Source organism: Nostoc sp. (genome assembly GCF_036917655.1).
GTDB lineage: Bacteria > Cyanobacteriota > Cyanobacteriia > Cyanobacteriales > Nostocaceae > Nostoc.
In genome coordinates this window covers 21,643-41,796 of the sequence record NZ_JBALCY010000080.1, presented here as the reverse complement: position 1 = coordinate 41,796, position 20,154 = coordinate 21,643, and the positions used below count along the sequence as shown (strand labels likewise).

The following is a 20,154-nucleotide window of genomic DNA, read 5'->3' as shown; positions in this document are numbered from 1 at the left end:
CACTTTAAATACACGCTGGAGTGATGTCTCGCGCAAAATCACTTTTGCGTGAGCTATAAATCATTTATACTTCACAAATTGCGGTAATCAAGGATAATGCTACTACTGGGGCTGTAACTGCTCTTAGGATGCGGCGACCAAGGGAAACAGGTTGAAATCCAGATGTGATCGCATTCTCAATTTCTTGTGTTGTCCATCCCCCTTCTGGCCCAGTGGCAATGACAATCTCCTCAGAGATGCTACTCAGCACCTTGTTTAAATGGGGATACTCACCACGAGCCTCACAAATGTAACGGTGAATTGTCTGATTAGCAGTGACAGCAGTGTTAAAAGCAACAGGCTCTAAAATTGTCGGTACAAAAGAGCGCTCTGATTGCTCGGCGGCTTCCGCAGCGATGCGCCGCCAGCGTTCGAGCTTTTGAGGACTAGGATGAAGCAAAGTGCGCTCGCTCAATACTGGTGCAATACAAGTTACTCCCAACTCTGTACAACATCGCACAACTTCATCAAATCCATTGCCTTTGGGCAACGCCACCATCAGCGTAATCGATACAGGTAATTCAGTTTCCACCAAAAGCGATTCTAAAACCTGTGCTTGCTCGCCTGCTAGCTGCGCTAACCACCATTTTCCCTTACCATCCATTGCAATAAAGCGATCGCCTTCCCGCAAGCGCAACACACGCCCCAAATAATGTTGTTGTTCTTTGGTGAGCAAAATTTGCCCTTGCTGAAGTTGGGAGGGTGCGATCGCAATTCTTTGCAGTTGAGACATAGGATTGAGGATTTTTAGTCAGTAAACTCGGTTTTTTGCCGCCTTTTTGATTTTTGCTCAATTAATTCATTAAGGACAAATTAACTACATATAAATACTGTGAAACCTGATGTCATAGTTTTTAAAGTTACCGTAAAATCACCGATTTTTATTTTTTATCCAAATAAAAAATTTTTGGAATATCGTATTAATACGAACCTCAAATATTTGAATTTTAGGAGTTTTATGAATATATCAAGTTTAGTGAAAAGTTTGTCACTAGCGACTCTAGGAGCAGCATTTTCTGTATTAGGAACAGCACTATGGGTTAAACCCGCTAGTGCTATTTCGTTCCAAGGAAGACCGACTCCAGACCTTGACCCTGTATTTGGAACTTTAGTAAATTTTGATGATAAACCAGCAGGTTTAGTTAATTTTGATGATTACGTCAGCTTTGGTATTGCCTCAATTACAGGGACAAACCAACTTCAGCGATACGGTTTTGGAAGTCAAAGCCCACCTAACTATGTGGGTAATAGTGTATTTAATGGTTCAATTTTGATTTAACTTGAAAATCTGGCTAGCAAAATAGGAATTGGTATCGCCAGTGGAGATAAGATATCTGAGGTACTCAATATCTACGATGCTGGGTTTAAATTGCTAGAAACTGTCTCACCAGTAGATGCATCCAATCAATACGCAGGCTTCACAAGAAACGCCTTCGATATCAAGTATTTGCAGATTACTGGAACATTTTACGCAATCGATGACGTACAGTTTGATGCTAAGTTTCCGGAAAAAGTTCCAGAACCTGCTTCAACATTAGCTATTTTAGCATTTGGTGCTTTAGGTACAAATTCAGTTATCAGACTCAAACAGCAACAAAAAGCTACAACAAAAGTATAGATTCATCACTATAATAAGCTGTTTAAAATCTCTATTTGCAGTGGGGAGATGACGAAACGTCACCTCCTCTCAACTGAAACTAATGGAAAGAAGATTAGAGAACAGCTTTTTACTTACGAAAGATTCTGGAAGTAAGCCTCTAGCGCTTCAGTCACTAACTGAGTCATCGGCTTACCTTGGCTTTGGGCTACTTCCTTCAACTTGCTATAAACCTCTTCTTTCAAATTTACCCGATGGCGCGATTTGTTTGCACCATTGAGTGTTTGGGGTTCGTAGGTGCTAACAAATTCGCGGATTGCATCAAAACCAACGCGATCGCAAAAATCACCGAAGCTTTCCTTCGATTTCCGAGATTTCTTAAAGTAGACAAAAATCGGCTCTAAGAAGCTTTCTAGGTCATTATGGTGCAGCTTTTCTGTGTAAGGTTGCGCCAGTCGAGTCTGATTTGGCGAACCCCCTAACCATAATTGGTAAGATTCTGGAGCGCTACCGACAAAAGCCAATTCTGCTAAGTAAGGACGAGCGCAGCCGTTGGGGCATCCTGTCATCCTTACCACAAAATGTTCATTATGTAAACCTATTTTATCTAACAGGGCGCGAATCCGCTCCAAAATCCCCGGTATTGCCCGTTCTGATTCCGTGATTGCCAAGCCGCAAGTGGGCAAAGCCGGACAAGCCATTGCATACCGCACTAAAGGTTCGATTTTACTAGGGTCGTCTCCGACACCGTGACGGCTGAGAATGTCTTGAATAGCTTGCTTGCTATCTGGTTCGATATCGTAAAAAATTAGGTTGTGGTTGGCTGTCAGACGGATAGAAAAGTTAAACTGCTCGACAATTTCCCGCAAGGCGGTTTTCAGTTGAAACGAACCTTCATCCTTGATTCGACCATTGTCAATGGAAATTCCTAAGAATAGCTTGCCATCACCTTGTTCATTCCAGCCGAGGAAGTCGTGATATTTAAACTCTGGCAGTGGTTTGAAGGCTTCAACTGGTTTGCCGAAATATTCTTCAACTTGGGTACGGAATTTATCTACGCCCCAATCGTTGATTAGATATTTTAATCTGGCATGACGACGATCAGTGCGATCGCCATAATCTCTCTGGGTAGCAACAATCGCTTTCACAATGTCGTAAACGTCATCCTTCGCCACATAACCGATGGGGTCTGCTAACCTAGCGAAAGTTTCTTCTTTACCGTGTGTTCTACCTAAGCCACCACCAGCAAAAATATTAAATCCTTCTAATTGTCCCTTCTTATTGGTAATTACTACCAAGGTGAGGTCTTGGGAATACAAATCAACCGAATTATCCCCTGGCACCGTCACGCAAATTTTGAACTTGCGGGGCATATAGTAAGTGCCATAAATTGGTTCTTCGTTGTCATGGATGACTGTACCATTCCCATTGCGCTGTCGCGCCGCCTTCACCTCTGGGTCTTCTTCAGCACTAATTGCTTTTTCCCCATCCAACCAAATTTCGTAATAAGCACCGCTTTGGGCTGTCAGCAAGTCAGCAATATTCTGGGCATATTCCCAAGCATACTGATACTCTGGGCGATTCTTAAAAGGGGCTGGTGGTGCCATGACGTTGCGGTTAATGTCGCCACAAGCTCCCAAAGTCGTACCCAGGTTGTTGACAATTGTGGCAATTGCTGTCTTAAGATTCTTCTTTAAAATTCCATGCATTTGGAAACCTTGACGGGTAGTTACTCGTAAGGTGTGGTTGCCATACTCGTCAGCTAGTTTATCTAAAGCTAGATACAGCTGCGGCGGCACCAAACCACCCGGATTTTTTGTCCGCAGCATAAACTGGTAATCTTTTTCCTGTCCCTTAGTGCGATTGTCGCGGTTATCCTGCTGATAAGAACCGTGAAACTTCAAAAGCTGCACCGCATTTTCGGTAAAATGGGTAGTGTCTTGAAGGATCTCAGTTGCTACAGGTTCACGCAAAAAATTACTATTTTCCTTGATTCCTTCTACTTTGGAAGGCTTACGGCTAGTGATGGGGGAAGGAGCAGATTTAACCATTAGACTTGTATAGTATTCTCAATAAAGCATTACGTAGACGCCGAATCAGCACCCTTCGGCTATTTTATCCCCGGTAATCCGGCCGGAATAATGAGGAATATTTTAATTTTACCACGGCAAAAGCTGGCTTTGTCAGTAATGTAACACTTAACAAAACCAGCTTTTTGGAGTAGTGAGTGAAGAAGTGCTAAGTCCTGAGTCTTGAATGCAATGAATTTTATTTTTTACTCAGTACTGATTACGGGCTAAACGCCCCGCTACTGCTAACAGCACTCAGCACTGTTTCGGTGACTGAGGACTCAATAATCTTTTATTTGAAGCGATAGCCAAGACCACCATTGATGCTAACAGCAGAAGCATCGCTATTTTGGTAGGCACCCAGTCCTACTTTGGCATTAGTGTAGACGAGGAAGTTGTTAGCAACTTCCGATTCAACACCAGCACCTACCACCACTGAATCTCTATTACCTATAGGAGTTGGTGAACCATCTTTCTCTACAAAAGAATAACCACCAGTTAAATAGGCATTAGTTCTATTAGCGATGGGCACATCCACAGAAAGTTCTGGGATAATAGCACTCGTCTTATCACTCCAGAGGACATTACCGCGTGCAGAAAACGGCGTATTTCCCAATTTCACGCGACCTGTGACATTACCGCCAAATGTGGCATCATCGTTGATGCCTTGTCCGCCGCTGGTAACGCCAGCTGCAACACCAGCACCAATATAACTAGCATCAGTACCTTTTTTGGTTTCAGCAGAAGCTTGACCAGCTGATAGAACAAAAGGAGCAACTATTAAAGAAGACAATGCAGAAATTGTCATGAAAGACTTGAGTAAGCGTCTCATAATTTTTACCAAATTTTGTATTTTTTACTTGTATATTCCAAGTCGAAAATCGTGTGAGAATGTTCCAAATGATTCCCCAATTTTATTAAATGACTGTTGTTATTGATGCATCCTGCTTACAGGCTAACTCTCCATTAAAATAATAAATAAGCTGTTATAATTACATTCAATGTCTTTTCATACGGGTTCTTTGTTTCAAAAATAGACGCTTTTAAAACTGGCACAATATTTGGAACTAAAACTAAGTCTGAATATGGTAAATAAGATACCTGATTAACAACTTGTTGCCGAGCTTTTCACATAATATGAAAAAGTAGGCTGTAGCATCTGTTGCAACAAGCTATAGAGGGAATCTATAAAGTTAATTTTGAGCAATTCTCGTGGAGATTGAATAATGCTAACCGCTGCAAAAACGTTGTCTGGTTTGATGGGTTTATGTGTCGGTGATGCATTGGGTGTACCAGTGGAGTTTACTAGCCGTGCTGAACGAGTAAAATCTCCAGTGACAACAATGCTGGGTTATGGCACATGGAATCAACCACCAGGAACTTGGTCAGATGACAGTTCGTTAAGCTTTTGCTTGGCAGAATGTCTTTGTAGAGGGTATTCCTTGGATGCTATAGCTAATTCCTTCTGGCGCTGGTACAAGGAGGCTTACTGGACTCCTCGTGGCGATGTCTTTGATATTGGTCAAACTACCCATACAGCAATTATGCGCCTCAAACAGGGAGTTGTTGCCCATCAAGCGGGTGGCAAAGTTGAAAATAGCAATGGCAATGGTTCGTTGATGAGAATCTTGCCGATGGCTTATTGTCACAGAAGCTTAACTTTAGGCGAATTATTGGCGCGGGTGCATGATGTTTCGGCGATTACTCATGCCCATGCGCGATCGCAAATGGCCTGCGGTATTTATATTAGTATTGCAGTGGCGCTCTTGGAAGGGGCTGACCTCCAAACAGCTTATCTACAAGGATTGCAAGACATTCAAACAATTTATTCTGTACGGGAATTTTTATTAGAGAAGCCGCATTTTGGCAGAGTTTTGAGTGGTGAGATTGCCAAGGTACCAGTAGAGGAGATTAATTCTGGTGGTTATGTGATTGATACCTTAGAATCATCCCTGTGGTGTTTATTAAATAGCTCGTCTTATTCTGAGGCGGTACTGAAAGCTATTAACTTAGGCGGAGATACTGATACTACCGCCGCCGTCACCGGTGGGTTGGCGGGAATTTACTACGGCGTGGAAAATATTCCTCAAAAGTGGATGAACCAAATTGCTCGTAAACAAGACATTATCTACTTAGCAGAGCGTTTTGCAAGGGCTGTCTACACTTAGAGTTAGGAGTTAAAAATTAAGAGTTAAGAATTATGAAATTCCTAACTCCTAACTCCTAACTCCTAACTCCTAAACCGTAGATAACGAATAGACCTGACCATCAATCAACAGCCGTGTGATGCCCTTAGCTTGCAGATGAGTCCGAGCCTTATGGAGCATTTTACTATCAGGAACTTTAATCACGCGATCGCGCTTCGTAGAAAAGCGCTTTGCGACGCGATGGTTATCAAACACCGGCAGAGTTCTTTGTTGTGTTTCGAGGCTGGGAATTTGCCCCAAGTCACCAAAGTCCTTCAGAGGTCGAGTAATTAATTCTGAGGAACGGTCAATAACCAAATAGCAAGTTTTGGGCAAATTAGCTATAGACAGTGGTAAAACTTGGACTGATGCTTCACCTGGTTTTCTTTTTGTGACTAAAGGTCTTTGCTCATCCAGGTCATCGTCATCAAAGTCTTCTTCCTCAAAGTCGTCATCTTCTAAATCATCGTCTTCTAAATCATCCAAATCCTCTGATTCGTCTAGCAAATCTTCGCCCAGCAGGTGCGCTATGACGGCGGCTCCTGGATGTTCATTCTTTAGCGGTGGGATGGGGATGCTGACAATTTCCAGCGGCTTTTGCTCTGGAGTTTCTAATTTCTCTGTTACTCGTAGCTTCGGTTTTTCTGACGCCGAGGGGCGTCGCCGCACCCGTCTACTAGCGGCGATTGACTCCGCCGTCTCCTCTGAGTAAAGTTCCTCCTCTACATGAATTACCCGACGTGGTAATGGCTCAACCTTTGGCACCACCTCCAAGGGTGGGCTTTCGATGGCTGGAACTTCTTCTACTATCTCAGGCTCTGGTTGAATCAGCAGGGGTAACTGCTCGTAGCTTACCTGTGCCCTTCCCTCAGGAGTTCTCGCAGCCCGCTTTAAAGAGACCAAGTATTCATACTCATCTTCTGGCAAAGTGCTTTTGAGCAGGCGACTAATTGTCGAGTTACTCACACCATAGCGGTCTGCCAAAGTTGAGGTTGTTTCGGCAGTCTCTCGATATAACTTAAGAATTTCTTGCTTGTCAGAGTCTGTTAATTTTCTCACGGTAGATACCAAAAATCTTTACTAAGCTCGTTTCCGTCCGCTGGTACGCCGGGTTCGTCTTAGTGATGCGTCATATTCTAAGACAGCGCCCATGCCAAATAACACTCCACTAAACACCCAAAACACTTCTAATATCTCCCCACTTTGATAATTGGGGCCTTGGGCATATTTAAACCACATATCTGCAATGTAGAGCGAAAAGGCCGCCGCTGCAATCATTCGCCAAGACTGGGAAACTCTTCCCCCCCAAAAGGCTAACAGCAGAGTGGTAGCAATAATTAACAGAACCACATCGCTAACTACGTAAAACCAATTCAAAATAGCGACTAGCAGTTCTGAGGGTGTTTCCTGTTGCATAGAAATCCACCATGCCAACAAACTACCGAATACTGCAATTGCTAACACAATTAGCCACTGCCATTTTTCCAGATTGATTCGCCTGGAAGCCACAGCTAAAATCATGCCTGCGCCAAGTAATAGATAATTCAGTACAAAAAATATATCGCCTAAAGACACATCCGGTTCATCTTTTAAAACTATTTCGGTATAGCCAAAAATTATCCCCCCAACGAAATAGGAAAGCATACCTAAGCCAATTAAGAGCCAAACATTCCGTCCACTGACGATTTGCGGACTCAACCAGTTCCTCAAGCATAAGATACTGGCACCCAAATAAGCTAAAGCTTCAAAAATATTTGTGCCAATCACATACCACTCGGCCCGGCTTTCTATGCCATCTGCTCCTGGAACTTTGGCACTAAATAATAAAAAGTATAACAGTGCCAGTACCGCCCAGCCAATATTAGCTAAGACAATATTTTGAGTGGTGAAAATTGATTTGGAAAGGAACGAATTGTCGTAAGAGTTATTCATAGGGCAAGACTTATGTAGATGCACTCTGGCAGTATTTTGAGTTAAAGGACTGTGTGGCTAGCAGTTTGTCTGTCACATAACACACAATCAGACACCAAAAGCAAGTGCCAGTGGCCGGAAGTTTGTTAAAAAATTTCCATGCTACTGCCATAGTTTACCCAGTGGCGATTGATTTAGCCAACTGATAAACAGCGATCGCTCGGCTTCTGGCATATCTTCTAACTTATAAATCACTTGTTTGGTAAAATTGGCGTTGCCAAAATACGCCTTTCCTAATCGATGTAGTTCTTGTAACAAAATAACTACATGATTTTCTTGCCAATCAGGTATTTTGGCACTCGGCAACGGATTAGTAGATACCAAATATTTAACTGCTTCCAGGGAAGATGCTTGGGGAAATTGCTTCTGCTGTAATACCTCCGCAATATCTTTTTCAAATAATGCAGCTTGCCTAGCACCTAAAAATTCTTCAATGTCGATAGAAACACCTTGCAATAGCAAAATACTGGCTTGGATTAAAATCCCCGTTTTACCATGGCCACCTGTGTCATTACCCAATTGCTCTAAACGGATTTTACCCCAGACACTAAAACGTTCTGGTTCTTCCAGTAAAACACAGGCTTTACCCCGGTTATCCGTTAATTCTCTCCATAAGGCTCTAGCTTCTTCCTCTTGACTAGCTTTGAAGACACTAATCAAGCGAAAAGTCTGCCCTTGATAATTGAGGATCGGCACCTGCTGATCCCGTTTTGGGTGCTGAATGCTTGATATTTCAACATCCTGCCGTTTGAGAATAAACATGGCACTAGCAAATAACTCCTCACAGGGGCACTCTTAATATGGAATATATAATGGCATTTGGCAGCATCGCCAAGGCTGAAATTACCTAGCATACTGTGGGAATGAGCCTAGCGATCGCCAGATCCTTCCCGAAGGTAGCCGCCCAGAGGTCGTTGGCGCTAACGGGCAAATAACCCCTTGACAACTCAATATATCTAAACGAATACCCCATCTGTTTCGTTTTTAGTGTAAATTGACTAGCTAGCGACTAGCATCTTAGCCTTGCTAGTGGTAAATCTGCAATTTTCGATTGCTTCTTGGTACGCCCAAACGATATAATAGTTTAGATGACTCTTTTGGGAGCCATAATTTTATGTTGGGCGCGTAGCTCAGTGGATAGAGCAATTGCCTTCTAAGCAATCGGTCGCAGGTTCGAACCCTGCCGCGCTCGTTTTAACTAAATATGAACCCTCAAGCACCGTGAAGTGATATGATAATTTATCCGTTTGAGGGTTAGCTATTGCTGCATCATACCAAGAACAAAGGCGATATTGCTGCTACGAAAGCGATCGCCGATTTAACGCTTAAAGGGTATTTAGTCCTCACGCCACTTGTTTGTGAGCATTTACCTTTTGATTTTGTTGGGTACAAAGACGATAAATTTTATAAAATACAAGCTAAATACGCGGGAGATAATAGAGTAGTCAATAAAACTATTTGGGTAGATAAGAATGGTACTCATCAGAAGAAGTATAAAGTAAATGACTTTGACTTTTATGCTGTTTATCTGCCTGATATAGATAAAGTTGTTTATCCATCAATTAACTTTAAGGGTTGCTACATAACTACCCAGATACCTAATTCAGCTACACCCTTTTATTGGTGGGAGGATTTTACAGACTTAACTGAAGCAGCATCTAAGCGAACTTACAAGGAGTTTGGCGTTGATTTAACAACCAGAAAGGTTAATCCAGACTCTAGGATTCATACTAGGAAAGTTGAAAGGCCATCAAAAGAAGAACTAGAAAAATTGGTGTGGGAAAAACCAACAGCGCAAATTGGCAGAGATTTGGGCGTGTCTGATAAGGCTGTAGAAAAGTGGTGTAAGGCTTATGGGGTAGAAAAGCCACCTAGAGGGTATTGGGTAAAGAAAGCTTATGGAAAAGTGGAAGGACAGTTAACAATCGATGACGAAGATTGAAACTTATTGAGTCTGTTCAGAAAAACTAAATAAATGAAAACTTTTTTATATACATCAGATATTCCATCTAATCGGAGTGATGTTTTAGACTCCCTTAAGGGACTTGCGATACTTAATTTGACTAGATATAGTTGGGAGCCTCCTGATAGGGCGGTTCTGGAATACGGCATTGAAGCAAAAGAAGTTTTTTCACTGACAGCCGGCTGTCTTATCATGAGCTTTGACTCAGGGCTAGTTATTGGATATTCAAGTCATCCATCAAAAAACTCAGTTACTGTCTGGGTTGAGAAAAACGAGGCTGGTGAAACAAGTGAAGAACTATAGGGTTCCTATTTGATTTTTGAAAAGACACGTAGGGTGTGTTACCGCCGAGAGGACGGCACTATTTATAAGGATTTGGTGCGTTACGACGTTCCGTCTAACACACCCTACAATACCTAATTTTTTTCATAAATCAAACCGGATTCCTATAGCTGAAGAAGATAACGAGCTTTATCCAGTAGATGCAAGAGATAAAGTATACAGTAATAATTTTTGGGCTAGATTTGTAGGGCAACGTATATCAAATATAACTATTTTAAAAAGAAGCTACAGCAGCGCACTATACGCACATATTGCAAATGAAATTGGATTACTGTTTGAGGTAGAAGATGGGAGTAGGTTTATCCTTTCTCACGGATTACATGCCGATTCGGATGACTTTTCGGTAATTCAGGAATCACAGATTGATAATGAAATTCGTAATGAAATCCAAGGACTTTAGAGGAGAGAGTGAAAAAAGGGCGTTGCTGAATAGTAGGATAAATGTCTCTATGGCTTGTACTTAGCCTACAAAATCATAGCCAAATTCATAGCCAAAAAAACAAGCTGGATATCCCAAATTCTGATCTGATAGTCAAGATCATAGTCAAAATAGTCACAAATACAAGTAAGAGAATTAGCTTTTCAACATCAAGATTCTTTAAAAAGCCTGAAACCCTTAATTTTATGTTGATTATTTTATAAATTCAAAAAGCCCGTGACGAGGATTGAACTCGTGACCTCACCCTTACCAAGGGTGTGCTCTACCACTGAGCCACACGGGCAAAATATAACTTTGATTTTTCAGTTGTAAGTTACAATGCTGGGAGCTTTGCTCTTTACCCAGCCATTATAACCTATAACTTCGTAAGTGGTGGGCCGGGCTGGATTTGAACCAGCGTAGGCGCTAGCCAACGGATTTACAGTCCGTCTCCATTAACCACTCGGACACCGACCCGATTTGTCTCACGATTAATAATATTAGCACCATATTTTATAAATAGCAAGTGTTTAGAAAAAAATAACTTATGGGTAGAGACGTAGTTTTGTTGCGTCTCTACCATACGTATAAAAAATACTAGTTACAGGCTCATTTCAAGCATTCGTTGCATTGGTCGCAGTGCAGCCAGACGAATATCCTCTGACATGGTAATTTCGGGAGTACGATTTTTCATCGCCCAGTAGAGCTTTTCTAGGGTGTTTAACCGCATAAACGGACATTCGTTACAAGCACAGTTATTCATCGGCGGGGCAGGAATAAAATGCTTGTCAGGAGCTAGCTTTTGCATTTGGTGAATGATTCCCGGCTCCGTAGCAACGATAAATTCCTTGGTGGGGCTATTTTGACAATACTTGAGTAAAGCGGCTGTGGAGCCAATAAAGCTAGCGTGGCGCAATACACTACTTTCACATTCTGGATGTGCGATCGCCTCTGCTTCTGGATGGGCAATTTTTAACTGGACAATTTTCTTTTCCGAAAAGGTTTCATGGACAACACAGCTACCTTGCCACAGCACCAAATCTCGTCCAGTCTGTTCCATGACATACCGCCCCAAATTCCGATCTGGGGCAAAAATAATCGGCTGTTCCTTCGGTATCTGTTGCACAATCTTCACAGCGTTGGAACTGGTACAAATAATATCGCTCATTGCCTTAATATCAGCAGAGCAGTTGATGTAAGACACCACCAAATGATCGGGATGCGCTGCCTTAAAAGCTGCAAACGCCTCTGGTGGACAACTGTCTGCTAAAGAACAACCAGCATTCAAATCTGGTAAAAGTACTAATTTATCGGGATTAAGTATCTTTGCTGTTTCTGCCATGAAGTGAACACCAGCAAAGACAATCACATCCGCATTGGTTTTTTCTGCTGCTTTCGCCAGTTGTAATGAATCCCCAATAAAGTCGGCAATATCCTGAATATCTGGCTCTTGATAATAATGTGCCAGGATAACTGCATTGAGGTCTTTTTTGAGACTCTCAATGGCGGCAAACAAATCTAGTGGTAGTTCACCCAGTTGGGTTTTTTCTCGTTGAGCTAGTGCAGTGGTAAACACAATTAAGGGGTGCTTTAAGTTGCAAATTTATGTCCTGTGGAATCAATTATAGTAGTTTTTACCAAAAATAGTGGACGGTTGATATTTTGGGGTTGTGTCCAAATCTGGCTGAGTTTCATATCCTGGAGATAGACGGCAAGGAAAGTGGCATGACCAGTCAGAAAACTCAATCGATAAACCTCAAAATTGCTGTAGTTGGAGATATTCACGACCAATGGGAAGTGGAAGATGGTGTTGCACTCAAGCATTTGGGTGTTGACTTAGTGCTGTTTGTCGGGGATTTTGGCAACGAGTCGGTGGAAGTGGTCAGAGCGATCGCCTCCCTCGATATTCCCAAAGCAGCCGTGATGGGCAACCACGATGCCTGGTACACCGCCACCGAATGGGGACGTAAAAAGGCTCCTTATGACCGCTCTAAGGAAGACTGGGTACAGGAACAACTCGATTTATTAGGCGCGTCCCATGTCGGTTACGGTAAGTTGGATTTTCCCGCTTGGAATTTAACTGTAGTGGGGGGTCGTCCCTTTACCTGGGGTGGCCCAGAGTGGAAATTCGCGGAAATCTGTAAAGAACGTTACGGTGTGACGAGTTTGGAAGAATCTGCCGATCGCATCGTGAAAGCGGTGAAAAGTGCCGCTTACGAGACGATTATATTTTTGGGTCACAATGGGCCTAGTGGGTTAGGCGATCGCCCCGAAGACCCCTGCGGCAAAGACTGGCACCCAATTGGCGGCGACTTTGGCGATCCAGATTTTGGCGAGGCGATTTCTCAAGCCTTGACTGCTGGTAAAACCATTCCCCTAGTGACATTTGGTCACATGCACCGAGATTTACGCCATACCAAGAAGGTGCAGCGCAAACCTGTCTTTAGAAGTCCAGAGGGAACAATTTACTTGAATGCGGCTAGTGTCCCCAGGATTGTGGAAGATGGTGGCGAGAAGTTGCGTAACTTTTCTATTGTCACCGTAGAGGCGGGTGTGGTTTCGCAAGTTTCCCTAACTTGGGTTGGCAATGACTTCCAGGTAGCTAAGGAGGAAATTTTGTATGAGCGATCGAATCCAGTAGTGCAATCTGCGTAGACAATAGGGTATAGTATGATCTGTCAAGTTTAGTGCTAACCAACAAAAACGCCTGAATAGCGTCTGAAACTAGGATCAGCACAAGTTTGACAGATTTACTGGAGAGGTGGCAGAGTGGTCGATTGCGTCCGACTTGAAATCGGATGAGGCTAAAACCTCCGGGAGTTCGAATCTCCCCCTCTCCGTTCTTAAATATAAAACTTGTTCAAACTTGCATCTAAATACTATAGTTCCCGATGCTGGGGATACTGCTTGCTGGTGGGCTTCCATGTGCTTGCCAGCTTTTCAGGTTTTATTGTAAACCAAGAAGATGGAGCGACCCTTTCATTATTTAACTTATTTGGGCAAAAGTTTAATTTGTAAATCTAAGCGAATTGCCAGTAAAACTGGCTTAGATTTTGTTCACACTTTGTACCCACATATATGATAGACTAAAAATTATGGCAAGGACAAAACCACCATCTGATAAAGAACTTAAAATTCGCTTGCCAAAAAACGAACTTGAGCTTCTTGAGGCTTACTGTACTAAACACGGAAAAACAAAAACAGAAGTCTTAAGAGAGTGGATTCGTAACCTGAAATTAGACTCTTAGAAAGGATAAATAAATGAATTTACCTTGCGTTGAATCTGTGCAGGAGAGCAAATTTTCTCCTCTTGTATATGAGAAAGACCTAGTGACAGAGGCGGAAGAACTAATGAATGAGATTCATGCTATGCGTCGTAATTTGATACGGCTTGTAGGTACTAATCCAAAATCTGATTACCGGAATGCACATTCATCTTCACGCCTTGTGACTCTTGGTAAACATAAGAAATGGCTTGATAAAAACTGGCCAAAATACAGTAATGTTTTTGCTGAACCAAAAGAAGTCTTTCCTGAAGCTATTCAACCGAGGTTGGAATTAGTAACAAAACAAGTACAAAGAGATATTTTTCGTATCGCCCGTTTATCTTGGAGTCTACCATATAGTATGGGTTACGGTAGACGACTCAATTATTTGATATGGGATGATTCCAACCACAAACTAATGGGTATTCTTGGTTTACAGTCGCCACCAATCGGTTTTTCAGCACGAGATACAACGTTTAATATCCCTAGAGAACGGAAACCTGAAATAGTAAATCAGACTATGGATGCTTACTCGGTAGGCGCAGTACCACCTTACAGTGATTTACTTGGAGGTAAGCTTGCTGTTTTGGCTGCCGCATCAAAGGACGTGCGTCAAGACTATGAACAACGTTATGAAGGACGAATAACTGAAATGGAAAAAAGAGTGTTGCCTGCTTATTTAATAGCGGTGACTACACTAAGTGCATTTGGGCGTAGTTCTTTGTACAACCGAGTAAGTAAGGGAAAGAAAGGCAACCAAAACTTATGGGCTACAGCTTCTCTGGGAAATTGTAAGGGTTGGGGTACTTTCTACTTCAATGATGATCTTTACCGAAAAATAAAAATTTTTCATCAAAAGTTATTTCCGGACAAACCAGTTAGAGGATTTGGTACAGGCCCAAAAGTTAAACAACTAGTTATTAGCCATGTACTTAGACAATTATGTTTACCTCAAACTTATCTTAAGCATAATATCAAAAGAGAAGTGTTTATTATATCTCACACAGACAATTTAGAAGATATTCTTGCAGGAAAAGAAGAAACTCCAATATACAATGATCAGCCTTTCCAGGAATTAGCAGAATTTTGGAAAGGACGGTATTGTCTAAAGCGTGCTAATAACCGATGCTCATGTTCTATAGATGGTAAACAGACTATTGCGAAGGCATTAGAGTTATTGTAAAAACAAGATTTACCACCCCTGGTTATTCAAAAAGTATAGGGGTGGATTGAGTAATTTCCAATTCAAACATCTCAAGGCTAAGTTACATTGAGCCGTAATATCCTAAATATAATTCTCAATTTGAACTGATACTACTTTTTTTGGTGAACCATAAGCCAGAACGCCTCCACCAAGTGGGGCAGATGCTAAATCATTGCGATAACCTGAAAGAACTGGGCAAGCATCTGCCAGATGGCGAAAGTCGTTTGCATGTTCTAATGGTAGAACTAAAAAACCGTCAAATTGGCCTAATAATTCTTTCTGAATGGCTTGAGGACGTTGGGTAATTGCGAGTAATCCAATCTGATAGCTGCGTCCAGTAAAGGCTATCTTGGCAAAAATTGATTCTGGATCAGCTACCTTATCTTTTGATAAAAGATATTGGGCTTCTTCAACGGCGACTACCACTGGAATCATCTGCTTGCGTTGCTCTTCGCTTCCACTCGCTAATGCCTGATTGTGACGAAATATGTGATAGAGAAGAATCACCGTTAGCATTTCACGCTGGTGATCCTCAAGATGATTTTTATCAACAATTACAGTGCAACCTTCACGCAAATACTGAAGTAATTTCCCAGTGCAGTCACCCTGAGTTGCATTTTTAGTCATAAAAGGCATCTTCAAAAGACGTTGTACTGCACGACGAATATAAGATAAGCGATCGCGTAAACCTTTATCAATATCTGATTCTTCGAGTTCTTCCTGTGATCCTTGATTTAAAGATTGAGACTTCTGCTTGCTTTCCTTATTAGCCCTAGCTTTTTTCTTCCCTGCTTCGCTATAGAACATTGGGCCATACTTTTTACCCCATACAACTGTATCTGGCATACCATACTGATCTACAGCTAACAGATCATTAAAAAAATCTGATGGGTTTCTATTAGTATCTTCTATTAATCGCACGACATTAGTTTGAGCTTCTGTTAAATTAGATAAGTCGCAAAAAACTGAGAGTGAAAGAGTTTCTAAAGGTAATTGAAGTTTTAAAGTATCTCTAACTTTCTGTTTATGGTTTTGATATTCACTAGTATTGCAAGTCAAAATAATAAGTTTTTCTTTAGCTATTTTTCCTAACTTATTGACTAATCCTGGTACAGTTTCTCCTGCTTGATTATATGTATCAAAGGGATACTCCATTTTGAAATCATCTACTAGAAACCCAACTTTTCGCTTATCTTTTTTATCCTTATATGAATCCATCAAGTGTAAATGACCATCTAATAGTTGACGCATTGCTGTAGACTTACCTTTACCAGTTTGACCCACGATTAAAAATCTCTTGCCAGCTAAATCTACTGTAGAAAAATGTACAGGAACATCTTGTCTTTTATCTCTGCCTACACGTAGAGAACCAATATTTATACCAATTTGCCATTCACTGGCCATTAGCTTTTCAGTATTACCGCTAGCTTTAATAGCTGTTGTAGTGTACTTACTAGGGCGGTATCCTTGTTCAGTAATCTCTCCAATGCGGATTTCTCCCAAAAGAGTACATATAGCAAGGTTTTTGCACAAAGCGCGAAAAGTTGGGCTATCAATTTCTTTATCTGGACGACGGCGAAGTAAATCCAGCATCTCAGCGTGTTCCTCTTTATGAGGATAGGCATACCCAATATCTGCAATCATCAGTAAATAATTGCGTTGTGTACGAGAATCTCTAGCTTCTAATAAATCTCCAACACGAGCATCAAAGTTGGTATCTAATTCTATTAAGTATAGTTTTTGCTCTCCTTCGATTTTTGTATCAATTACGAAATTTATTTGTTTTGGCTCTGGTATATGGCGATCTGGGAAGAGTTCTGTAATTGCATTAATTTCTTCCCATGATTGAGCAGAATTAGAATTTGAATTATTCATAATTACTGAATTTGTGAGTCTTTGTAATTAATAAACCTTGCTAAATATGATGAATTTTATGTGGATTCTCCACAAATTCATTACCTTCAAGTTCTTCAATTATTTTGTTAGAGTAAGCAAATAGCTCCTTATATTGCTCACGAAGTAATTTCATTTTTGAATTTGTAAGAACAACCTCACGATGAGCCTTACCTAACAAATTTGGATATCCAAAATGACCTACTTCTCGTTCGCATAACTCAAGTATTTCTTGAATAGTAGGTTCAACTAAATCTTCAATATCTCGCGTTTCATTAATTTTGAGGTCAGTTACCCAGATATGTTTTGTACCTTTTGGTGTATCATGCGTTGCTTCTTCTAGTTTTTCAATATGCCACGTTCGTAAGTCTATTGGCTCTCTATCTATAATTGGTGTTTTGTAATTGTAGAGATCGTATAAATTAAATTCAAGAATTACAAAACTTTTAAAATCATCAGGATTAGGGCAGAAAGCTGTCCATAATGCTCCAATACCAGCTAAGTCTGTATGATCTTTGCCGCCAACCATTAAGGTTTTTCTGATAGGGTTTTTTTCGTTCTTTCCGTAACAATCTTCAATTACATTTTTGGGAAGGATGAAATAAAAAGGTTGTTTTGTCCTGTTAGTAGCAATTTCTCTAACAATAGGGAAAAGCTGACCATATAGTAAACCTGATTTAACAACAGCTACAGCACGGATTTGGTTACGCACTGCACGTCTTCCCATCTGATCTACCCAAGAAGCCGATTGCTCAATCTGGCAGTTGAAGCGACCATCTCTAAGCATTAAAGAACCCGGTGGTAGGTGGCGGGTAATAGCCGCTTGCCATGCAAGCCATTCTCCTGTAGCACGCTCAATAGCCGCTTGTTGACGTACACCCTTTATTTTTCTCTCTTCAGCAGTTTTAAATATAGGAGGTTCTGTGGGTCTTGCATGAGACAATATTTGTCTCCAAGAATAATAGTCATTGCGAAATTTTTTATTCGCTTGTTCATTATGTAGCTCGATTGAAATACGATAATTAGCTAAATCACGCTTTGTCCAAGGGCCGCTAGAATTAGGCCCACTGCGATGAATTTCTTTATCTGGGTGTCTTACATCAAACTCTAAAAAAAGAGTAGCCCAAACAGCAACTCCTAACTCAGCAATGCCTGGAACGGCATACATCTGCTGATCTGAACCATCAAGCGCTCCTATATACCTTGTCTTATCTAGAATACGAGGTTGTACAGTTCTATAATTAGGAATTTCGACATCTTGCCTTTGTAAACCTAATTCTATACGCTTTGTGTGAGCTACAAGGTTGCCAAAACCATCCACAGCCTAAAACCTCTTCATCAAAGTTTCAAAAATATCTGCGTAGGCAGGACGATAAACGTAAGTCCAACCCCGCCCTGCTTCATCTCTTGCTGAACCCGCTATCTTCTCTCTATTAATCAATCCTGTATTAAATAGTTCCTGCAAATAAACGCTGAATTTATTGATATATTTTTTAGAATTTTGTTCTCCGTGTAGTGCTGCAATTTCACTAGCACTAACTCGACCTTTATCTTTAAGAATGTCTAGTATTTCTACTAGCCTATCTGGAATAGTACCCAGTATATGTGGATTTCCGGCAATATCTACTGCCCACAAAATTCTATCTTCTGTCTTAACGGCAGACGGGGCAGCTTTGAGTCCTTCTAGAACTTCCGATAAAACTTGAGTAAAAATAACAGGTATCTTAGTTTGCCTTGAAATTTCCAATGCCGCGGACATCGATACGTTAGCAGCCGACGGTGATAAATAGTCCATATTATCCATATTAATAAGATGGATAGTATGCTTTTTAGTCAATTCTAAATGCTTCTTTATAACCTGAATAAGAGAATCTCTTTCTTCAAAAAAATCTTTTGAACCAAGCTTAAACAAAGTTGTATTATTGCCATCTACGTTAAATTTAACAACCCAGCTACTTCGCTCTGCTTCTAAAACTTGAAGTAATTTTACTTCACTATTCATGACCATTATTTATACCTCGCTATCTCTAGTTGGTTCACAAAAAAGATGCATCGTAAATAGGATACTGTTCGGCAATAAATCATTACCATTATTTGGATCTGATTCATCCCTACGACTACCTTGCCCCAATATTTCATATCCCCCTTCAGAATAAAAACATAAATCTATATCTTTATAGTTAACTTCTAGTGTACCGTTATAACGAGGTAGTAATTTTTCACGAATGTGTTTCATACCAGCTCCACCTCCTCCACGGTTTTGCAATCCTTCTGCAAGACCATATGCGGTATCTTCCGGGGGCCAATCTTTAAGGTGATTTATAAGATTAGACCAAAAAATTTCTATTTGTCCAGAACGCCAAACCGCCACACAAAATAATCCTCCAAATCCATGTTTAACTAAATTTGAAGTTATCTCTGGGATAGCTTTCATCAGTAAATCGGACTTTAAGTGACTACTCAAATTTTGACAAATTTTGTGAGTCCATATACTAAATTGCTCAAAGACTTCTTGTTCACTCAACTCATCAACCCAGAGTATGGGAGTAATATACCGAGACCTAAATTTAGCTACATTAGAACTACTATTCATGTATGGAACTGGCATACCCAAATTATTCCATAGCTGCTTTACAGCCTTTGTATTTGGTGAAATAAAATCAAATTTATTGATTGGTCGTTTTTCTGTCTTTTTCCACTCATCATTTGACCAATTATTTAAAGTTTCTTTACATCTCAGCAAATTAAAAAAAGTTGAAATATTAATTAGTCCACCTTTTCCTACTAAATACTGTTCTTGTGGTTCAAAAACTTCTTTATTTCCAGCTACGTAATAATTTGCCAAATCTAAATGTCTAGCATCAAATATTACCTCTAACTCTGGCTTATTATTCAGCAGCCAGAACTGTTTGACATCTCTAATTCCTTGACATACATCGAAAGCAATTTCTATAGGTACAACGACACGTTTAATATTATTTGTATTTAATACAACCTCACCAGAGTTATCTTGGTTGGTTGTATATGTAGATTTTGCTTCTTTTGTAGAAATAGATTTTTTTAATTCAGGTTGTTGGGCCGAATATGCTATCTTCATTGCTTGATTGTTAAATTTCGACAAATCAAAGAGTGTTAACTGTCCAGCAAGAATATTGCTTGGCTTAGATTTAGTAATTTTCCTGTTCATGATAATTTCTCTAGCATAC

Annotated in this window: 21 protein-coding genes and 4 tRNA genes; 11 read left to right on the top strand and 14 right to left on the bottom strand. The window is 40.7% G+C overall.

Annotated elements, in window-relative coordinates:
* Positions 1 to 64 precede the first annotated feature (64 nt).
* Positions 65 to 772, bottom strand: coding sequence for a 16S rRNA (uracil(1498)-N(3))-methyltransferase (locus tag V7K30_RS30920; RefSeq protein ID WP_335005948.1), 708 nt, complete (start codon positions 770 to 772; stop codon positions 65 to 67).
* Between the two features lie 99 nt (positions 773 to 871).
* Here V7K30_RS30920 and V7K30_RS30915 point away from each other — a divergent pair, with 99 nt between their 5' ends.
* Together V7K30_RS30915 and V7K30_RS30910 are read left to right on the top strand one after the other, a co-directional pair.
* Positions 872 to 1,318: a hypothetical protein gene (locus V7K30_RS30915; RefSeq protein WP_335005946.1), complete on the top strand. Its 447-nt coding sequence runs from the start codon at positions 872 to 874 to the stop codon at positions 1,316 to 1,318.
* A 90-nt stretch (positions 1,319 to 1,408) separates the two neighbouring features.
* Positions 1,409 to 1,657, top strand: a complete 249-nt coding sequence (locus V7K30_RS30910; protein ID WP_335005944.1) for a hypothetical protein — start codon at positions 1,409 to 1,411, stop codon at positions 1,655 to 1,657.
* 113 nt (positions 1,658 to 1,770) lie between these two features.
* On the opposite strand, the gene sir is transcribed toward V7K30_RS30910, so the two are convergent.
* Positions 1,771 to 3,687 (bottom strand): sulfite reductase, ferredoxin dependent, encoded by a 1,917-nt coding sequence (gene sir, locus V7K30_RS30905; protein ID WP_335005942.1) that lies wholly within the window; start codon positions 3,685 to 3,687, stop codon positions 1,771 to 1,773.
* A 310-nt stretch (positions 3,688 to 3,997) separates the two neighbouring features.
* Positions 3,998 to 4,537 carry an outer membrane beta-barrel protein gene (locus V7K30_RS30900; RefSeq protein ID WP_335005940.1) on the bottom strand — a complete coding sequence of 180 codons (540 nt, stop codon included), beginning with the start codon at positions 4,535 to 4,537 and terminating at the stop codon, positions 3,998 to 4,000.
* Positions 4,538 to 4,931: 394 nt separating this feature from the next.
* Here V7K30_RS30900 and V7K30_RS30895 point away from each other — a divergent pair, with 394 nt between their 5' ends.
* Positions 4,932 to 5,873, top strand: a complete 942-nt coding sequence (locus tag V7K30_RS30895) for an ADP-ribosylglycohydrolase family protein (protein WP_335005938.1) — start codon at positions 4,932 to 4,934, stop codon at positions 5,871 to 5,873.
* A 69-nt stretch (positions 5,874 to 5,942) separates the two neighbouring features.
* On the opposite strand, the gene V7K30_RS30890 is transcribed toward V7K30_RS30895, so the two are convergent.
* From V7K30_RS30890 to V7K30_RS30880, 3 genes are all read right to left on the bottom strand, one after another.
* Positions 5,943 to 6,950, bottom strand: a complete 1,008-nt coding sequence (locus V7K30_RS30890; protein ID WP_335005936.1) for a transposase — start codon at positions 6,948 to 6,950, stop codon at positions 5,943 to 5,945.
* A gap of 21 nt (positions 6,951 to 6,971) precedes the next feature.
* The gene (locus V7K30_RS30885) at positions 6,972 to 7,823 is read right to left on the bottom strand and encodes a hypothetical protein (protein WP_335005935.1); all 852 of its coding nucleotides are present in this window, start codon (positions 7,821 to 7,823) and stop codon (positions 6,972 to 6,974) included.
* 141 nt (positions 7,824 to 7,964) lie between these two features.
* The gene (locus tag V7K30_RS30880; RefSeq protein WP_335005933.1) at positions 7,965 to 8,624 is read right to left on the bottom strand and encodes an Npun_F0813 family protein; all 660 of its coding nucleotides are present in this window, start codon (positions 8,622 to 8,624) and stop codon (positions 7,965 to 7,967) included.
* Between the two features lie 357 nt (positions 8,625 to 8,981).
* Here V7K30_RS30880 and V7K30_RS30875 point away from each other — a divergent pair.
* The 4 genes from V7K30_RS30875 (at position 8,982) to V7K30_RS30860 (ending at position 10,567) form a co-directional block, all read left to right on the top strand.
* Positions 8,982 to 9,054: transfer RNA gene (locus V7K30_RS30875), tRNA-Arg, on the top strand.
* 69 nt (positions 9,055 to 9,123) lie between these two features.
* Entirely contained in the window at positions 9,124 to 9,804 is a 681-nt protein-coding gene (locus V7K30_RS30870) for a group I intron-associated PD-(D/E)XK endonuclease (RefSeq protein WP_335005931.1), read from the top strand.
* A gap of 33 nt (positions 9,805 to 9,837) precedes the next feature.
* On the top strand, positions 9,838 to 10,128 hold the full coding sequence (locus V7K30_RS30865) for a hypothetical protein (RefSeq protein ID WP_335005929.1): 291 nt from the start codon (positions 9,838 to 9,840) through the stop codon (positions 10,126 to 10,128).
* 16 nt (positions 10,129 to 10,144) lie between these two features.
* Positions 10,145 to 10,567 (top strand): hypothetical protein, encoded by a 423-nt coding sequence (locus V7K30_RS30860; RefSeq protein WP_335005927.1) that lies wholly within the window; start codon positions 10,145 to 10,147, stop codon positions 10,565 to 10,567.
* Positions 10,568 to 10,817: 250 nt separating this feature from the next.
* On the opposite strand, the gene V7K30_RS30855 is transcribed toward V7K30_RS30860, so the two are convergent.
* The 4 genes from V7K30_RS30855 to V7K30_RS30840 form a co-directional block, all read right to left on the bottom strand.
* Positions 10,818 to 10,889: transfer RNA gene (locus tag V7K30_RS30855), tRNA-Thr, on the bottom strand.
* A gap of 87 nt (positions 10,890 to 10,976) precedes the next feature.
* Positions 10,977 to 11,062, bottom strand: a tRNA-Tyr gene (locus tag V7K30_RS30850).
* 124 nt (positions 11,063 to 11,186) lie between these two features.
* Positions 11,187 to 12,161 carry a quinolinate synthase NadA gene (nadA, locus tag V7K30_RS30845; protein ID WP_335005925.1) on the bottom strand — a complete coding sequence of 325 codons (975 nt, stop codon included), beginning with the start codon at positions 12,159 to 12,161 and terminating at the stop codon, positions 11,187 to 11,189.
* A gap of 14 nt (positions 12,162 to 12,175) precedes the next feature.
* Positions 12,176 to 12,331 (bottom strand): hypothetical protein, encoded by a 156-nt coding sequence (locus V7K30_RS30840; protein WP_335005923.1) that lies wholly within the window; start codon positions 12,329 to 12,331, stop codon positions 12,176 to 12,178.
* Between V7K30_RS30840 and V7K30_RS30835 the strand changes: the two genes are divergently transcribed.
* The 4 genes from V7K30_RS30835 to V7K30_RS30820 all read left to right on the top strand — a co-directional run bounded on the left by V7K30_RS30835 (position 12,311) and on the right by V7K30_RS30820 (position 15,034).
* A complete protein-coding gene (locus tag V7K30_RS30835; RefSeq protein ID WP_335005922.1) occupies positions 12,311 to 13,240 on the top strand; it encodes a TIGR04168 family protein in 930 nt (309 codons plus the stop codon). The two genes, V7K30_RS30840 and V7K30_RS30835, sit on opposite strands and share 21 nt — an antisense overlap.
* A 100-nt stretch (positions 13,241 to 13,340) precedes the next feature.
* Positions 13,341 to 13,425, top strand: a tRNA-Ser gene (locus tag V7K30_RS30830).
* Positions 13,426 to 13,680: 255 nt separating this feature from the next.
* Positions 13,681 to 13,833 carry a ribbon-helix-helix protein, CopG family gene (locus V7K30_RS30825; protein WP_335005920.1) on the top strand — a complete coding sequence of 51 codons (153 nt, stop codon included), beginning with the start codon at positions 13,681 to 13,683 and terminating at the stop codon, positions 13,831 to 13,833.
* A gap of 13 nt (positions 13,834 to 13,846) precedes the next feature.
* Positions 13,847 to 15,034 (top strand): Druantia anti-phage system protein DruA, encoded by a 1,188-nt coding sequence (locus V7K30_RS30820; RefSeq protein ID WP_335005918.1) that lies wholly within the window; start codon positions 13,847 to 13,849, stop codon positions 15,032 to 15,034.
* Positions 15,035 to 15,136: 102 nt separating this feature from the next.
* Here the strand turns inward: V7K30_RS30820 and V7K30_RS30815 are convergent, their stop codons facing one another.
* From V7K30_RS30815 to V7K30_RS30800, 4 genes are read right to left on the bottom strand one after another with little or no spacing between them, the layout of a single operon-like run.
* Positions 15,137 to 16,930 (bottom strand): ATP-binding protein, encoded by a 1,794-nt coding sequence (locus V7K30_RS30815; RefSeq protein WP_335005916.1) that lies wholly within the window; start codon positions 16,928 to 16,930, stop codon positions 15,137 to 15,139.
* A 40-nt stretch (positions 16,931 to 16,970) separates the two neighbouring features.
* Complete coding sequence (locus tag V7K30_RS30810; RefSeq protein WP_335005914.1) at positions 16,971 to 18,269, bottom strand: hypothetical protein; 1,299 nt, start codon at positions 18,267 to 18,269, stop codon at positions 16,971 to 16,973.
* 3 nt (positions 18,270 to 18,272) lie between these two features.
* Positions 18,273 to 18,950 (bottom strand): hypothetical protein, encoded by a 678-nt coding sequence (locus V7K30_RS30805; protein WP_335005913.1) that lies wholly within the window; start codon positions 18,948 to 18,950, stop codon positions 18,273 to 18,275.
* Positions 18,951 to 18,959: 9 nt separating this feature from the next.
* Positions 18,960 to 20,135, bottom strand: a complete 1,176-nt coding sequence (locus V7K30_RS30800) for a hypothetical protein (protein WP_335005911.1) — start codon at positions 20,133 to 20,135, stop codon at positions 18,960 to 18,962.
* Positions 20,136 to 20,154 lie beyond the last annotated feature (19 nt).

What these genes read in the sequence shown, in the direction of transcription:
- V7K30_RS30885 (WP_335005935.1), bottom strand. Translation starts at nt 7,823, where the DNA reads ATGAATAACTCTTACGACAATTCGTTCCTTTCCAAATCAATTTTCACC.
- V7K30_RS30900 (WP_335005940.1), bottom strand. Translation starts at nt 4,537, where the DNA reads ATGAGACGCTTACTCAAGTCTTTCATGACAATTTCTGCATTGTCTTCT.
- V7K30_RS30805 (WP_335005913.1), bottom strand. Translation starts at nt 18,950, where the DNA reads ATGAATAGTGAAGTAAAATTACTTCAAGTTTTAGAAGCAGAGCGAAGT.
- V7K30_RS30825 (WP_335005920.1), top strand. Translation starts at nt 13,681, where the DNA reads ATGGCAAGGACAAAACCACCATCTGATAAAGAACTTAAAATTCGCTTG.
- sir (WP_335005942.1), bottom strand. Translation starts at nt 3,687, where the DNA reads ATGGTTAAATCTGCTCCTTCCCCCATCACTAGCCGTAAGCCTTCCAAA.
- V7K30_RS30880 (WP_335005933.1), bottom strand. Translation starts at nt 8,624, where the DNA reads ATGTTTATTCTCAAACGGCAGGATGTTGAAATATCAAGCATTCAGCAC.
- V7K30_RS30815 (WP_335005916.1), bottom strand. Translation starts at nt 16,930, where the DNA reads ATGAATAATTCAAATTCTAATTCTGCTCAATCATGGGAAGAAATTAAT.
- V7K30_RS30920 (WP_335005948.1), bottom strand. Translation starts at nt 772, where the DNA reads ATGTCTCAACTGCAAAGAATTGCGATCGCACCCTCCCAACTTCAGCAA.
- V7K30_RS30895 (WP_335005938.1), top strand. Translation starts at nt 4,932, where the DNA reads ATGCTAACCGCTGCAAAAACGTTGTCTGGTTTGATGGGTTTATGTGTC.
- V7K30_RS30820 (WP_335005918.1), top strand. Translation starts at nt 13,847, where the DNA reads ATGAATTTACCTTGCGTTGAATCTGTGCAGGAGAGCAAATTTTCTCCT.
- V7K30_RS30800 (WP_335005911.1), bottom strand. Translation starts at nt 20,135, where the DNA reads ATGAACAGGAAAATTACTAAATCTAAGCCAAGCAATATTCTTGCTGGA.
- V7K30_RS30865 (WP_335005929.1), top strand. Translation starts at nt 9,838, where the DNA reads ATGAAAACTTTTTTATATACATCAGATATTCCATCTAATCGGAGTGAT.
- V7K30_RS30835 (WP_335005922.1), top strand. Translation starts at nt 12,311, where the DNA reads ATGACCAGTCAGAAAACTCAATCGATAAACCTCAAAATTGCTGTAGTT.